Genomic DNA, 15,737 nt, shown 5'->3' on the forward strand with positions numbered 1-15,737 from the left:
CTCACATAGGTTGTATCGCGTTGCAATTTGACTGGACAGCGCTATTTACCACTGGGAATGGTGAGAATTCAGGGAATGTCCAGACCTGCTCATTGCATTGCGGCATTGGTGAAGGCTATAAGCGCGCCATTGATGGATGCAATGTGAGCACCGATGGGCACTGAATGCGGCCCAGCGTCTGCGCAAGGTGCGCGGCGGGCGGCAAGCCATCTGACGGAAACAGATATGAATGTAGTGGTGGTGGAATCGCCTGCAAAGGCCAAGACAATCAACAAGTATCTCGGGCCGGGCTACAAGGTCCTTGCCTCTTTCGGTCACGTGCGAGACCTGCCGGCGAAGGATGGATCGGTTCTTCCCGATGAAGATTTCAAGATGTCATGGGAAGTGGATGCCGCTTCCGCCAAGCGCCTCAGCGAGATTGCCGAGGCGGTCAAGAAGTCCGATGGCCTGATCCTCGCAACCGACCCGGATCGCGAAGGTGAAGCGATCTCGTGGCATGTGCTGGACGTTCTCAAGAAGAAGAAGGTGATCGGCGACAAGCCCGTCAAGCGCGTCGTCTTCAACGCCATCACCAAGAAGGCCGTGCTCGATGCGATGGCCGAGCCCCGCGATATCGACGGTCCGCTGGTCGATGCCTATCTCGCCCGTCGTGCGCTGGACTATCTCGTGGGCTTCAATCTTTCTCCCGTGCTGTGGCGCAAGCTGCCCGGTGCCCGTTCGGCTGGGCGCGTCCAGTCTGTGGCGCTTCGCCTCGTCTGTGACCGCGAACTCGAGATCGAGCGTTTCGTTGCCGAGGAATACTGGAATATCTCAGCGCTGCTCAAGACGCCGCGCGGCGACACGTTCGAGGCTCGCCTCGTCAGCGCCGACGGCAAGCGCATGCAGGCCAGGGGTGTTACAAATGGCGTGCAGGCAACCGATCTGAAGAGCATGCTGGAAGGTGCAGCCTACCGCGTCGAGAGCGTCGAAGCCAAGCCGGTCAAGCGCAATCCCTCCCCGCCGTTCACGACGTCGACCTTGCAGCAGGCTGCGTCTTCGCGCCTCGGGTTCTCGGCGTCCCGCACCATGCAGGTCGCCCAGAAGCTCTATGAAGGTTTCGACATCGGCGGCGAAGTCACCGGTCTCATTACCTATATGCGTACCGACGGCGTGCAGATGGCGCCCGAAGCGATCGATGCTGCGCGTAGCGCCATCGGCGACCAGTTTGGCGCCCGCTACGTCCCCGACAAGGCGCGCCTCTATCAGACCAAGGCCAAGAACGCCCAGGAAGCGCACGAAGCCATTCGTCCGACCGATTTTACCCGCACGCCGGAAAGCGTGCGCAAGTTCCTCGATGCCGACCAGTTCCGTCTTTATGATCTGGTGTGGAAGCGCGGCATTGCCAGCCAGATGGCCAGCGCCGATATCGAACGCACAACGGTCGAGATCGAAGCGAAAAACCAGGACCGCGTTGCCGGCCTGCGCGCCGTTGGCTCGGTGATCAAGTTTGACGGCTTCATCGCTGCCTATACCGATCAGCGCGAGGAAATCGAAGACACGTCCGGCGAGGACGAGGATGGCCGCTTGCCCGAAATCCGTGCCCAGGAAGCGCTCGCCAAGGAAAAGATCGACGCCTCGCAGCATTTCACCGAACCGCCGCCGCGCTATTCCGAAGCCACGCTGATCAAAAAGATGGAAGAGCTGGGTATCGGTCGGCCGTCCACCTACGCCTCGACGCTCGCGACATTGCGCGACCGTGGCTACGTGGCGATCGACAAGCGCAAGCTGATCCCCGACTCGAAGGGCCGGATCGTTACGGCGTTTCTCGAGAGCTTCTTCACGAAGTACGTCGAATATGATTTCACCGCATCTCTCGAGGAGAAGCTGGACAGCATCTCGGCTGGCGATCTCAATTGGAAGGATGTGCTGCGCGACTTCTGGAAGGACTTCTTCTCGCAGATCGAACAGACGAAGGAACTTCGGGTCAGCGACGTCATCGATTCGATGAACGAGGCACTGGCGCCCCTTCTCTTTCCGCCACGCACCGACGGCAGCGATCCGCGCGTCTGCCAGACCTGCGGTACGGGCAAGCTGTCGCTGAAGCTCGGCAAGTATGGCGCCTTCATCGGCTGTTCGAACTATCCGGATTGTAACTTCACCCGCCAGCTTTCGGCGGACAATGCCGATGGCGAAGCGGCGATGGCGGAAACTGTTTCGTTCGGCTCCGATCCGATGACCGGCGAGGACATCTCGCTGCGTTCGGGTCGGTTCGGGCCTTATGTCCAGCGTGGCGACGGCAAGGAAGCCAAGCGCGCCAGCCTGCCAAAGGGCTGGCCGCCTGAGAAGATGGATCATGAAAAGGCGCTGGCGCTGCTGAACCTGCCGCGCGATATCGGCCAGCATCCCGAATCCGGCAAGATGATCTCGGCGGGTATCGGTCGCTACGGGCCGTTCCTGCTGCATGATGGCGGCTACGCCAATCTGGAAACCGTCGAGGATGTCTTCTCGATCGGCCTCAACCGCGCTGTGGTGGCCATTGCCGAACACGCGGAAAAGCGCGCCAATGGCGGCGGCCGCGGCACGCGCTCGGCACCTGCCGCGCTCAAGGAGCTTGGCGACCATCCGGATGGCGGCAAGATCACCGTGCGCGACGGCAAGTACGGACCCTATGTCAATTGGGAAAAGGTCAATGCGACGCTGCCCAAGGGCAAGGATCCCCAGTCGGTGACGATGGAAGAAGCGATTGGCCTGATCACCGAGCGCGCTGCCAAGGCACCTTCGACCAAGAAGGCGGCGCCCAAGAAAAAGGCTGCCGCAAGCACGGCGAAGACCGACGAGAAGAAGGCCGCAAAGCCGAAGACAGCCGCAAAGCCAAAAGCTGCAGCCAAGCCCAAAGCGAGCGCCAAAACCAAAAAGGCCTGATTTCAGTGGCAAGACCACCCAAATCGAACGACAAGAGAACGCCGGCGAAGAAACCCGCCGGCAAGCCGGCAGGCATTATCCAGGGTGTAGTGCCGCCGCGCGAAGTGCTGCTCGAGTTCATCCAGGACAATCCTGACCGCGCCTCCAAGCGCGAGATTGCCAAGGCATTCGGCCTCAAGGGCGACACACGCATCGAACTCAAGGGCGCGTTGCGCTCACTTGAGGAAGACGGGTTGCTGGAGAAAAGCCGCAAGTCGCTGATGCGGCCCGGCGCACTGCCGCCCGTCACGGTGCTCGACATCACCATGCGTGACGTGGGTGGCGAACTGATCGCCCGCCCCGCCGAATGGCCAGAGGATGGCGGCGTGGCGCCTGCGGTTCTCGTTCGCCAGTCCAGCGGGAGCGATCGGTCCAAGACCAAGGCGCCGGTCGTCGGCATTGGTGACCGGATTGTCGCCAAGATTTTTCCGAACAAGGAACGTGGTGGCCCGGCTTACACAGCCCGTGTCATCAAGGTCATCGACAAGCGGAAGAATGCCGGCCTTGGCGTCTTCCGGTCGATGGATGACGGCAAGGGCCGCATCATGCCGATCGACAAGCGCGGCAACGAGCTGGATGTCGATCCCGAATTCGTCGGCGGCGCCAAGGACGGCGACCTCGTCGAGATCGAATCGGCGCGCACCGGCCGTTTCGGACTGCCGCGCGCCAAGGTGCTGTCAGTCGTCGGCTCGGTCGCGACGGAGAAAGCGATCTCGATGATCGCGATCCATGCACACGGCATCCCCTACATCTTCCCCGATTCCGTGTTGCGCGAAGCCGATGCTGCCGGCCCTGCCGACATGCAGAACCGCGAGGATTGGCGCAAGCTGCCGCTGATCACCATCGATCCGGCCGACGCCAAGGACCACGACGACGCAGTTTATGCCGAACCGGATGCATCGCCTGACAATCCCGGCGGCGTTATCGTCGTCGTCGCCATCGCCGACGTCTCCTGGTATGTGCGGCCAAACTCTTCCCTGGACCGCGAGGCGCTGCGGCGCGGCAACTCCGTCTATTTTCCGGATCGCGTCGTGCCGATGCTGCCGGAACGGATTTCCAATGAGCTCTGCTCGCTCAAGGAAAATGTCGATCGGCCGGCGCTCGCCGTGCGCATGGTGTTCTCCAAGGAAGGCCGCAAGGCCTCACACACCTTCCATCGCATCATGATGAAGAGTGCCGCCAAGCTATCCTACCAGCAGGCACAGGCAGCCATCGATGGCGCGCCGGACGACCAGACCGGGCCGCTGCTCGATCCGATCCTCAAGCCGCTCTGGGATGCCTACAAGATCCTGAAGACCGGCCGCGGTCGCCGCCAGCCACTCGAACTCGATATGCCCGAGCGCAAGATTCTCTTGAACGCCGAGGGCAAGGTCGATCGTGTCATCGTGCCGGATCGGCTCGATGCGCATAAGCTGATCGAAGAAATGATGATCCAGGCGAATGTCGCCGCCGCCGAAACACTCGAAAACAAGAAGCAGGCACTGGTCTACCGCATCCACGATGCGCCCTCAATGGCCAAGCAGGAGACGTTGCGACAATTCCTCGCAACCCTCGACATGTCGCTGGCGCACGGAAACCTGCGTTCGAACCATTTCAACCAGATCCTCGAAAAGGTCGACGGCAAGCCTTACCAGATCATGGTCAACGAGATGGTGCTGCGCTCACAGAGCCAGGCAATCTACAGCCCGGAAAATATCGGCCATTTTGGCCTCAACCTCTTCAAATATGCGCATTTCACCTCGCCGATCCGCAGGTATGCCGACCTGATCGTGCATCGGGCCGTGGTCGGGTCGCTCGGGCTGGGCGCCGGCGGGCTGACGATGGAGGAAGAAGGCCAACTCGACGACATCGCCGCCGAGATTTCGACCTTCGAGCGGAGAGCCATGGCGGCCGAGCGCGAAACGGTCGATCGCCTGATCGCGCACCACCTTGTGGGCCGTATCGGCGAAGAATTCGACGGTCGCATCAATGGCGTGACCAGATCGGGACTATTTGTCTCACTGCCTGCCTATGGCGCAGACGGGTTCGTTCCCATATCTACCATCGGTAACGACTACTATATCTACGACGAAGCGCATCAGTCGATTGCGGGTGAACGCAGCGGCCTCGGCTATCGCCTTGGCGACAGCGTTCGGGTAAAACTGGTGGAAGCCGCCCCGCTTGCGGGTGCGTTGCGTTTCGAGATCCTGAGCGAGGGGCGCCAGATGCCGACGGCAGTGCGTTCCTTCCATAAATCCGCCAAGCGCGGACGCGAACCGGTGCGCAAAAAGCCGGGTACGAGGCCGCCGCGCGGACGCCGCTGAGCTGCCTCCTCGAAAGGAGCATGCGATGCCTAGCGATCAACAGACCGCTCAAATGTGGACCAATGCCAAGCCGGTGCCGGCCCAAGCGGAAAAGCGCGATGTTGTGCTTTCCATGAAGCGCGGCCTGTTTTGCACATGCCCGGCTTGTGGCACAGGGCGGCTGTTCAAATCCTTCCTCAAATCCGTCGATCACTGTGCTGTCTGTGATGAGGATCTGTCCCATCACCGTGCCGACGACCTGCCGGCCTATCTGGTCATCGTCCTCGTCGGCCATATCGTGCTTGGCGGCTTCATGATGACCGATCTCGTCTGGATCATGCCAAACTGGGCCCATCTCGCCATCTGGGTTCCGCTGACGCTGATCCTGACCATGGCGCTGATCCAGCCCGTTAAGGGTGCTGTCATCGGCCTGCAATGGGCCTTGCGTATGCATGGTTTTGGGGGGCACGCGCCGGAACCTGAAGACCGGCTTCCGCAAATCAACGGAAATCCATGAATATTCTGAGAATAGTCGTGCGAGGCCTTTGAAATCTTCACCTCAGCCGTCTAACTGAAGTCGGGGGATATGTCCGTGCCCGCCGGGTGGGAGATATATCGATGGACCGGGGATAGACGTTGAAAGTGAGAATGCATGAGTGATCCGCTCGACGGCGCACGCGAAGACATCCATTGGCCATCGCTGATCGCCGCCATTTCGTCCATTTCGGCTGTCGGCATTGCTATCGGCCTTGGACTTCCGCTCCTGTCGCTCATCCTCGAAAATCGCGGCATCCCCTCCTCGTGGAACGGCATCAATACGGCGACTGCCGGCATCGCCGCCATGATCGCAGCCCCGATCACCACCAAGGTCGCCCATCGCTTCGGCGTCGCGACGACAATGATCTGGGCGGTACTGGTCGCGGCAATCAGTTCGCTCGGCTTTTTCTATATCGAGAATTTCTGGGCGTGGTTTCCCCTGCGCATCGTCTTTCATGGCGCAATCACCACGCTGTTCATCCTGTCGGAATTCTGGATCAATTTTGCCGCGCCGCCCGGCAAGCGCGGGCTGGTGCTCGGCATCTATGCCACTGTTCTATCGGTGGGCTTTGCCGCAGGCACCGCCGTGTTCGGCCTGGTCGGCACGCAAGGGCTGCTACCCTTCATCATCGGCAGTGCCATCATCCTGCTGGCTGCCATCCCGATCTATCTCGCAAGGCGCGAAAGCCCCTATCTCGACGAAAAGCCGCAACATCATTTCCTGAAATACACCTTCACGGTGCCGACCGCGATCATGGGTGTCTTCGTGTTCGGCGCCGTTGAAGCCGGCGGGCTGGCGCTGCTGCCCGTCTATGCGACTCGCCTTGCCTACACCGAGGCGCAGGCCAGTACTCTTCTCACCGTCATGGCGATCGGCAGCGTGGTGTTCCAGATACCGCTTGGGCTGGTCTCGGACCGAATCAAGGATCGCCGCGTGCTGTTGACGATCATCGGCATCTTTGGCCTGATCGGTGCGATTCTCCTGCCCTACGCATCCGCCAGCTGGTTGGCGCTTGCTTCCCTGTTGCTCGTCTGGGGCGGCGTCGTTGCCGGGCTCTATACGATCGGGCTTTCGCATATCGGTCAGCGTTTCAGCGGTGCGGATCTTGCGGCGGCCAACGCAGCCTTCATCTTCTTCTATGCAATCGGCACAATTGCGGGGCCTGCCGCCATCGGCGCCGGCATGGACATCGATGGACCGGAAGGTTTTGCCTGGGTGCTAACCGCCTTCTTTGGCGTCTTCGTGCTGTTTGCGATCTACCGGTTGATTTTTCACCCGCGGCGGACTTGACTTTTGGCGCTCAATGCGTAGTTTCCGCCCAGATTTCGCCGTGGAGCAAAAGATTCCACGGCGATGATTTTTTAAAGGCAGGACGACCATGGCGAAAGCGACCACGATCAAGATCAAGCTTCTTTCGACGGCTGACACGGGCACATTCTATGTCACCACGAAGAACAGCCGTACGTTTACGGACAAGATGACCAAGACCAAGTATGACCCGGTCGTGCGCAAGCATGTCGAGTTCAAGGAAACCAAGATCAAGTAATTCTTGATTTTCAGGTCTTCACGGATCGAGCGCGCAACCACCGGGTTGACGCGCTTTTTTCGTTTGGAAATCGCACCTTTTGCGTCAGGTTTTGCGCGCAAAGCAGTTGTGTCTCGAATAAAGTCTCGGCAACAGATTCGCGTCGCATGGGGGCATTATGAGGCAGCCGGTTGTCATTCACTGGGGCATTTCCAGCTTTTTTGGTTGGGGCATCTATGGCCTGAACCTCGCGCTCAACTGGGCGGGCGACAGCGGGCTGGATGCCCGGACATCGTTTCCGCTGTCACAGGACCAGATCGTTATCGACCCCCTCAGGCGTGTGTCGCTCAGGCCTTTCGAGCAGCAATCACGCCAGTTCGCCGCGCAGCTCAAGGAGCGCGAAGGGCGCGGCGTGTCGATCGAGGCGCCGGTTTTGGTGGCTCTCGGCAACGACTTCGGAACCAGTAAGGGGCCCTTCAACACCGAGCTGAGCGGCGCACCGTCGATTGGAGTGGTGTTCTTCGAAATACCACAGCTTTCAGAGGAAACGCTGGAGCGCGCCCGGAAATTCCCGCTGATCGTCTGTGGTTCGACCTGGAACGAACAGATCCTGCGGGCTCATGGCGTCAATAACGTCACGACCGTCATCCAGGGTATCGATCCCGCACTCTTCCACCCTGCCCCGCGCCAAGGCATCCTGTCGGATCGCTTCAAGGTGTTTTCCGGCGGCAAGCTCGAATTGCGCAAGGGGCAAGATCTGGTGATGGCTGCATTTGCGCGCTTCGCCAAGCGTCATCCGGAGGCGATGCTGGTCACTGCGTGGCACAGCCCCTGGCCGAAGCTCGCCAAGAGCCTCGACATGTCCGGCAAGGCAGCACCGATTCCGTTCAGCGACAAGGGCACGCCGGATCTCAGCGCCTGGGCCAAGGAAAATGGCCTGGAGCCCAACCAGTTCCTTGATCTCGGTTCGGTGCCGAATGCGCTGATGCCGCCGATTCTGCGCGAGATGGACGTGGCACTGTTTCCGAACCGCTCGGAAGGCGGCACGAACCTGGTTGCCATGGAAGCGATGGCCTGCGGTATCCCGGTGATTCTGTCGGCCAATACCGGCCATACGGATCTGATCGACGGCGACAATTGCTATGCGTTGGAACAGCAGCGCAGCGTAGCCGGTGATGGCGCTGGCGTCGGCGATGTGCCGGGCTGGGGCGAAAGCAGCGTCGATGAAATCGAAGACAAGCTGGAGCGTGCCTTCCGCGATCACAATAATGCGCGCCGCCGTGGCGAACGCGGGGCGGCCAAGCTCGCCGGCTACACCTGGTCGCGCACGGCAGACCAGATGCGGCAGATCATCAAGACCATCACGCGCTGAGAAGACGAGCCCGCGCCACTTCGACCGCGCGGGCAATCGCCTCACTGTAGGTCGCCTCGCCCGGCTGCTGGCGAACCAGCCGCATTGCGGGATACCAGGGCGTATCCTCTCGCTCCATCGTCCAGCGCCAGTCCGGCACGATGCGCAGAAGGGCAATCGTTGGTCGTCCAAGGGCGCCTGCGAGATGCAGCGGCGCGGTACAGACCGAGACGATGAGATCGAGTCCGGCCATAATGGCTGCGGTGTCGATGAACGCGTCCGCACCGGTGTCGGCATCCGGGCCGGGATGCTCCATCGCGAAGGAAAGGCCCCTCACCTTCCAGCCGGATGGCGTGTCGGCCGCTTCCAGCGCATCCAATGGCAGCTTTTGGAGCGCGATCAGCCGAACTCCCTCGATGTCTGAAAATGGTTTTAGCATCTCGGCGGATGCCAGGCTGCGACCACGCTCGGCTGGCGAATTGGGATTGCCCTGCCAGACGAAGCCAATCGTCTTCCGGCCCGAACCCAGAGCAAGTCTTCCGCGCCAATCTTCGGCACGTTGCGGTTCTGCAGCGAGGAATGACGGCTGATTGGGGACGGAGCCGAGCGTCAGTTTCAGCCGGTGCATGAGACTCAACAACGGCAGCTGGAAATCGGCAGCTGCCGCGCCATGGGCACCCGTGACCGTGATATCGTAAGGCAGGCTCTTCAGTAGCCGTTCCAGCTTTTCCGGTACATGGAACACGACGTCGTCGCAAAGCGTGCGGAGGAGGCCGAGGACCTTGGAGAACTGGATTGTGTCGCCAAGTCCCTGCTCGCCATGCACGATGAGCTTGCGGCCCTTGAGCGACTGGCCGTTCCAGACCGGAATGTCACGATAGTTTGGTTTGCTGAAAAAATCGGCCGTATCCCAGCGCCACTCATATTCTCTAAAGCCGTTGGCGTAGTCGCCGAGCCTGAGCAGCAGCAGGCCGAGATTGTAGTGGCCTTCTGGCAGATCAGGCCAATTGGCAACGGTCCGGCGCAGGAGCTCTACCGCCTCGTCGGACTGGCCGCGCTCCGAAAGCACATTGCCGAGATTGTGCGCGGCAATCTTGTGCTGGGGATCAAGGGCCAGCGCGTTGCGATAGCTGGCGATCGCTGCCTCGACGTCGCCGACCTTTGCCTCTGCGATCGCCAGATTGGCAAACACCGACGCGTTGGTGGAATCGATAGAAAGCGACGTTCTGTAGGAGGCAATTGCATCGGCATGCCGCCCGGCATCGTTGAGCGCATTGCCGCGGTTGAACCAGAACTCGGCACGTGGCGGCTTCGTCTCGGCGACGCGATCATAGAGTGTCACGGCCTCATCGAGGTTTCCGACCGATCGTAGAGCCGAAGCTAAGAGGATCTGCGGATCTATCTCGTCGGGATGATCGGCGATGACCTCACGATAGATCGCCATCGCCGCCTCGAATTGTCCACCCCGATGCAATTCGGTTGCCCGCGCCATCGGCTCGCCGATATCTGCCTTGGTCACGATTGCAATGCCTTCGCTTCGAGCGCGGCCTTGAGCGGCGTGACGACTGTTGCCCAGTCATGGACCTGAGTCTGCCTGAAAAGTCTGACGGACGGGTACCAGGGGCTATCATCGCGCTCATGCAGCCAGCGCCAGTCAGCATGATATTTCAGCATGCCATAGGTTGGCACACCAAGCGTTGCCGCCAAATGCAGCGTCGCGGTGCAGGACGAAATCACCAGGTCAAGCGCCAGGACGGCAGCTGCCGTCTCGTTGAAATCGCCGAGCTCGGCACCTGGCACGATCATGCGGTTGGCGAGTGAAGATTCGGCGATCTGCTGCAAGCCATCGGCCTTCTGTAAGCTGACAAAGGTGACATCGGGCACGCTGAACAGTGGTTCAAGGGCAGAAAGCGGCGGGGAGCGCCCTTGGTCGGCGCGCGCCTTGGGATTGCCCTGCCAGATCATACCCACCTTCAGGCCGGGTCCGTTGAACTTCGCCTTCCAAAAGGCCACGCGCTCAGGGTCGATGTGGAACTCGGCCACCGGTGGCACCATGTCGATTGTGGTGCCGAAGGCTGCGGGCAGGCTCAGCATTGGCACTTCAAGATCGAAGATACCCGAAAAACGTCCCTGCTCGACGATCTCGACGGGCGTGCCGAAATCAAGTGTCTTGAACAGGCTGATCAGCGGTGCGCGCACCTCGAGAATGGTGGTTCCCGCTCGCCTGGCCGCCTCGCCGACGAAACGGACAAACTGGATGTTGTCGCCAAAACCCTGCTCGCCATGCACCAGCAGCGTCTTGTCGGGAACCAGACTGCCATCCCAGCGCGGAACCGGGAAGATGCGCGGCTTCATTTCCTTGCTCTTCCAGCGGGCCTCGTAGTCCTTGAAGCCACCGACATAGTCGCCGTCGTAAAATTTGGCATGGGCGTGGTCGAGCACCAGATCGGCGTCATTGGGATCAATCGCCCGCGCGCGCTCGAAGGCGGCGAGCGCCTCTTGCGGCCGGTGCATGTCGCGCATCAGGTTGCCCATGCCACGATGGGCCTTGGGCATTTGCGGATTGATCTTCAGAGCTGCCTGATAGTTCTCGAAGGATTCCGGAAAGCGGCATTCGTCGCGATAGATGTTACCGAGCGACAGATGTGCCTCGGCGGTCGGTTTCGTCTCGAGCGCGCGCCTGAGGTAAGCGATCGCTTCGTTGATTCTTCCGGTGCGCCGCAGGCTGATTGCGTGGTTGCTGAGGAATTCGGGTGTTTTCAGCCCGGCCTTTTCAGCTTCTCGGAACAGCACCACCGCGCGATGATTCCGGTCGCGGTGCAGTGCGCTGACCCCCAGCATATGCAATGCATTGGCGCGGAGAGATGGGTTGTCGAGCACCTGGCCATAGAGATCGGCAGCCGTTGTGAAATCATTCCTACGCTGTGCGTCGAGCGCGCCATTGTAGGTCTTGACCGGATCGAAGGCCTGGATCGCCTTGGCCTCAGCCGGCGCACTGACATGGCGTTGTGAAAGGTCGCCGACCGCAAGCTTTTCAAGTGCCGTTGCCATGCGTTCCATAACTCCGGCGAACGGCGCAGTCTCGACCTCGTCCTTGATGCGACGGAAAAGGCGCGTCATCGGGTACCATGGACTATCGGAGCGGCCGGTCAACCAGCGCCATTCAGGATGCGCTTTCAACACCACCCAGCACGGCCGGCCGAGCGCACCGGCGAGATGTGCCACCGCCGTGTCCGATGTGACGATGAGATCGACATTCATCATCATTGCGGCGGTATCGGCGAATGCATCGGCGCCGCTGTCATAGTCTTCGCCCGGACGCTCCACCTGGAAACGGCCATCGAGGGCGTCGATCTGCTCTTCGCCGGCGCCCTTCTGCAAGGCGATCAGCCGAACACCTGGAATTTTCGCAAGCGGTTCCAGTGCCGCCAGCGGATAGGAACGGCCCTTGTCGACCTTGGGGTCCGGATTGCCCTGCCAGACCACGCCGACGCGGAAGCCTGGCTTCTCCGCCAGCCATTGCGCCCAGCGCGTCACGCGCGCGGGATCGGCGGTCATGTAGCTCTCATAAGCGGGGATGGTTTCAAGCCGCATGCCGGACAGCGCAGGCATGCTCATCATGTAGATCAGGGCGTCGGCGGGCGGCAGTTTGGCGCCCTCGCCGTAGACGTCATCGACACCCGGAATGGTCCTGAGCAGATGGGCGATCTTGTCACGGCATCCGATGAAAACCTTGTTTGCCCCGTGCTCCTTCAGCCAGGTAGCGTAGCGCGAAAACTGGAAGGCGTCGCCGAAACCTTGCTCTGCCATCAACAGGAACGACTTACCCTTGGGATCGCCGCCGCGCCAAAGCGGCAGCTTCGGGCGATTGGCTGTGATGCCGAGCTTTTCAGCCATCAGCCGCCACTCGTAGTGCTTCAGGCCGTTGGCGAAATCGCCCCCGTTGAGCAGCGCCATGCCCAGCGCCAGATGTGCATCCGGATAACCCGGACGGACGGCAATAGCGCGGCTGAATGCGCCGATGGAGGCCTGGTCATGCGTGGCTTCGAGTTCGGCGATGCCAAGATTGTTCCAGGCTTCGGCGTGATTGGGATCGCACTCTACGGCCCGGCGCTGCAGATAACAGGACAGCCCAAGGGCACCATGGGTTCGCTCATGGACGCCAAGATTGCTGAAAGCATCGGCGTTGCCGGGTTCATGGAACAGCGCCCTCTCCCAGCTATCGGCCGCATCGAATGGGCGTTCGTTGGCCGACTGGGCTGCGCCCAACTGAACCCAGAGCTTGGAATCCTCCGGCTGGAGTTCAAGCGCTTGCCGCAACGCCCGTTCGGATTCCTTATATTGCTTCAGATCGTTGTAGATCGTTGCCAATGCCGACAGCGCCGAAACCGAATTGGGTTCGCGAGCCAGCAGCCCCTTCAGGCTTTGGAGCGCCTGCTCGGCATTGCCATCGGCAGATTCGCGCTTGGCCAGTGAGATCAGTGATGGTGCATGCTCCGGATTGACCGTCAGCGCGAAACGAAGCGCCCGCTTGCCGTCGCTGCGGCTCGGCAGGCTATCGAGCAGCACTGCGAAATTGCTCCAGTAATCGCCCATGCCGGGAGCGAGCGACACCGATCTGGCCGCGAATGGCAGCGCTTCTTCCGCCGCCGGCTTGCCGCGCTTGCCCTCTTCCAGAATGGCCATCGCCAGGAAATTCAGGAGCTGCGGGTCGCGGCGCCCGGCAGCATGCTCGATGCGATAGATATCGAGCGCCTCGCGAAACCGGCCCTGCATGTGCAGCCTGATGGCCTCCGACATACCGGCACTCTTTTGTGCCGGTGCGTTACCTGGAATCAAGCGGTCGAGGCCGTCGGCCAGTTGCTCAAAGCAACCCTGCCAGTCGCCGGGACTCTTCTGACGATAAAGCCGCATGGTCGGGTACCATTCGGTCAACAACCCCTCGCCGCCCCAGCGCCAGTCCGGCACATGCTTGAGGATCAGCCAGACGGGCCGGCCGAGAAGACCTGCAAGGTGGGCGGTTGCGGTGTCCGACGTGATGACCAAATCGAGCGTCATCATCATCGCTGCCGTATCGACGAACGCTTCGTCGCCGGCATCGAAATCACCATCCGGCGACAGGATGTCGAGATCGGCCGGCGCGTTCTGGTCGAGACCGAAAAACCTCTGTAGCGAAATCAGGCTGGCCTTGTCACCCAGCTTCGCGAGCGGCGCGAATTCTGCGAGCGGAATGGAGCGGCCGCGATCGACCGATGCATTCGGGTTACCCTGCCAGGCGATGCCGATGCGCATGGACCGGTCTGCGATGGCCGGTGTGCCAAAAGCTTTCCAGCGTTGCAGCCGTTCCGGTTCGACATCCATTCTGCAGACGCCTACGGGCACGGTTTGCGGTGTCAGGCGCATCAGGCGCGGCAGAGACATCAGCGGAATATGAGAGTCGTGCTCGGGAAGTCGGCCATCATCAGCGACAAGCTGCACCTTGCCATTCTGGAAAATATCCAGTCGCGACAGCAGGTTATAGAGCCGCTTCTGGCAGAGGAAGATAACCTTCTCCGCCTTGCCCACAGTCGCGAAGATGAAGCGGATGAACTGGAAAGTGTCACCAAATCCCTGCTCGTGAACAATCAGCAGCGTGCCTTCGTCGAGGTCGCTTCCATCCCACAGCGGTGTGGTTGGGCGTGTCGTCTTGTCGAGCGAACCGGCTACCGAGGAACGCAGTTCATAATCCACCCACGCTTCCGGCCATTGCTTGAGATAAAGCCGCGTGATGGCGATATTGTATTTCAGCACGTCCCAGTCCGGCCAGAGGCTGAGGCCACTTGCGAAATGGCGCAGCGCTTCGTCCGCACGCCCGAGATTTCTGAGCGAGACACCCCTGTTAACAAAAGATGCCTCATGTCGAGGCTGAATTGCGAGAACCTTATCGAACGCCTTTAGCGCGTCAATGTCCCGTTCCCTGTATTGATGAAGCATGCCGGCATTGTAGAGCGCATCGACGCTTGCGGGTGCGACTTCCAGCGCCGCTGCAACGAAGCGTTCCGCCTTGGCCCAGTCCTGCATCTCGATTGCCAGATGACTCGCCTGGGTCAGCAGGCCCGGATGATCCGGCGCAATGGCAAGCCCCCGATCGATGATCCTGGAGGCTGCGTCATAGTCCTTCAGCCGGATCCGGGCGAGAGCCAGATTGACATAGCCGCCGATGCTCTCGGGTCGAAGCGCGATGGCCTTTTCTGCTGCATCCAGCGATTTCTCGACTTCGCCGGCGTTCAAAAGCGCAATGGCCTGATTCTGATAGATAGATGGCTGCTGGGGATCGAGCGCGATCGCCCGGTCGAAATGCGGCAGGGAATCGGCCGAACGGCCGCTCATATGCAGGGCGACGGCGAGATAATGGTGGATCGTGGCATTATCGGGATCGCTTCGCACCAGCCCTTGAAGTGCACCCAGTCCCTCGGCAATGTGGCCGTCGCTAAGAAGCTTCCGGCAATCCTCCACCGAAAACTCTGCCAGGCCGACCGCATCATCCATCCAAACTGCTCCTAATCACTGCCAGCGCCACTCTGGCACGCTTGTCTGACGCCAGAAATCAAGTCAGTGCCTGCATCCAGCGCTACTGAATCTTGTAGACTTGATATGATTTCTCTTCAATCAAGCCGGATCCGAGCGCCATATTGATCTCGCGCTTGAGTTCGGAACGCTTGTCATTGGTGATGTAGACGGCGCGTGCGAGCGAGACGAACTTTTCGCCGAAATTGCCGGCGTTCTCGCAGTCGCGAATCTCGTCCTCTATATCCCAGAGTTCGGTGTTGACCGCGTAGAGCTCGCCCGTCAGACGGATGATGTCGCCATTTTCAGCGTTGCCGCCGAGCTTTTCCTTCAGCAGCGCAAGCTCCTTGCGCACATTGACGAGCTTCTTTTCGTCGCTCATCCGGTCGGACTTGATCTGCAGGATGGTGATCTTATCCACCAGCTCGCCCCAGGAAACGGGCACCTCAATCATGAAAGCTCCTTCGCTACACCTTCTCAGAATCAGACGATTCTGCTCGGCGACAGTCTATACGACGGGGGCTGACGCGAAACTGAAAAGGGCGCGGCTTGCGC

Annotated in this window: 9 protein-coding genes; 6 read left to right on the top strand and 3 right to left on the bottom strand. The window is 60.6% G+C overall.

Annotated elements, in window-relative coordinates; genetic code table 11:
• Positions 1–225: 225 nt before the first annotated feature.
• The 6 genes from topA to ACXHRN_RS11600 all read left to right on the top strand — a co-directional run bounded on the left by topA (position 226) and on the right by ACXHRN_RS11600 (position 8,657).
• On the top strand, positions 226–2,901 hold the full coding sequence (gene topA, locus ACXHRN_RS11575) for a type I DNA topoisomerase (RefSeq protein ID WP_488641462.1): 2,676 nt from the start codon (positions 226–228) through the stop codon (positions 2,899–2,901).
• Between the two features lie 5 nt (positions 2,902–2,906).
• Positions 2,907–5,243, top strand: a complete 2,337-nt coding sequence (gene rnr, locus ACXHRN_RS11580; protein ID WP_488641463.1) for a ribonuclease R — start codon at positions 2,907–2,909, stop codon at positions 5,241–5,243.
• Between the two features lie 52 nt (positions 5,244–5,295).
• Positions 5,296–5,739, top strand: a complete 444-nt coding sequence (locus ACXHRN_RS11585; protein WP_488641888.1) for a DUF983 domain-containing protein — start codon at positions 5,296–5,298, stop codon at positions 5,737–5,739.
• 135 nt (positions 5,740–5,874) lie between these two features.
• Positions 5,875–7,050, top strand: a complete 1,176-nt coding sequence (locus ACXHRN_RS11590) for an MFS transporter (protein ID WP_488641464.1) — start codon at positions 5,875–5,877, stop codon at positions 7,048–7,050.
• Positions 7,051–7,138: 88 nt separating this feature from the next.
• Positions 7,139–7,306 carry a 50S ribosomal protein L33 gene (rpmG, locus tag ACXHRN_RS11595; RefSeq protein ID WP_003496403.1) on the top strand — a complete coding sequence of 56 codons (168 nt, stop codon included), beginning with the start codon at positions 7,139–7,141 and terminating at the stop codon, positions 7,304–7,306.
• Positions 7,307–7,463: 157 nt separating this feature from the next.
• Positions 7,464–8,657 carry a glycosyltransferase family 4 protein gene (locus ACXHRN_RS11600; RefSeq protein ID WP_488641465.1) on the top strand — a complete coding sequence of 398 codons (1,194 nt, stop codon included), beginning with the start codon at positions 7,464–7,466 and terminating at the stop codon, positions 8,655–8,657.
• On the opposite strand, the gene ACXHRN_RS11605 is transcribed toward ACXHRN_RS11600, so the two are convergent.
• From ACXHRN_RS11605 to ACXHRN_RS11615, 3 genes are all read right to left on the bottom strand, one after another.
• Positions 8,647–10,155, bottom strand: coding sequence for a tetratricopeptide repeat protein (locus ACXHRN_RS11605; protein WP_488641466.1), 1,509 nt, complete (start codon positions 10,153–10,155; stop codon positions 8,647–8,649). The two genes, ACXHRN_RS11600 and ACXHRN_RS11605, sit on opposite strands and share 11 nt — an antisense overlap.
• Positions 10,152–15,164: a tetratricopeptide repeat protein gene (locus ACXHRN_RS11610; protein ID WP_488641467.1), complete on the bottom strand. Its 5,013-nt coding sequence runs from the start codon at positions 15,162–15,164 to the stop codon at positions 10,152–10,154. Before ACXHRN_RS11610 ends, ACXHRN_RS11605 begins: the two co-directional genes overlap by 4 nt.
• A gap of 82 nt (positions 15,165–15,246) precedes the next feature.
• Positions 15,247–15,636, bottom strand: a complete 390-nt coding sequence (locus ACXHRN_RS11615; protein WP_488641468.1) for a DUF6165 family protein — start codon at positions 15,634–15,636, stop codon at positions 15,247–15,249.
• Positions 15,637–15,737: the final 101 nt, after the last annotated feature.

Source organism: Shinella sp. OV683 (assembly GCF_057787725.1).

What these genes read in the sequence shown, in the direction of transcription:
- topA (WP_488641462.1), top strand. Translation starts at nt 226, where the DNA reads ATGAATGTAGTGGTGGTGGAATCGCCTGCAAAGGCCAAGACAATCAAC.
- ACXHRN_RS11585 (WP_488641888.1), top strand. Translation starts at nt 5,296, where the DNA reads ATGTGGACCAATGCCAAGCCGGTGCCGGCCCAAGCGGAAAAGCGCGAT.
- ACXHRN_RS11590 (WP_488641464.1), top strand. Translation starts at nt 5,875, where the DNA reads ATGAGTGATCCGCTCGACGGCGCACGCGAAGACATCCATTGGCCATCG.
- rpmG (WP_003496403.1), top strand. Translation starts at nt 7,139, where the DNA reads ATGGCGAAAGCGACCACGATCAAGATCAAGCTTCTTTCGACGGCTGAC.
- ACXHRN_RS11600 (WP_488641465.1), top strand. Translation starts at nt 7,464, where the DNA reads ATGAGGCAGCCGGTTGTCATTCACTGGGGCATTTCCAGCTTTTTTGGT.
- ACXHRN_RS11610 (WP_488641467.1), bottom strand. Translation starts at nt 15,164, where the DNA reads ATGGATGATGCGGTCGGCCTGGCAGAGTTTTCGGTGGAGGATTGCCGG.
- ACXHRN_RS11615 (WP_488641468.1), bottom strand. Translation starts at nt 15,636, where the DNA reads ATGATTGAGGTGCCCGTTTCCTGGGGCGAGCTGGTGGATAAGATCACC.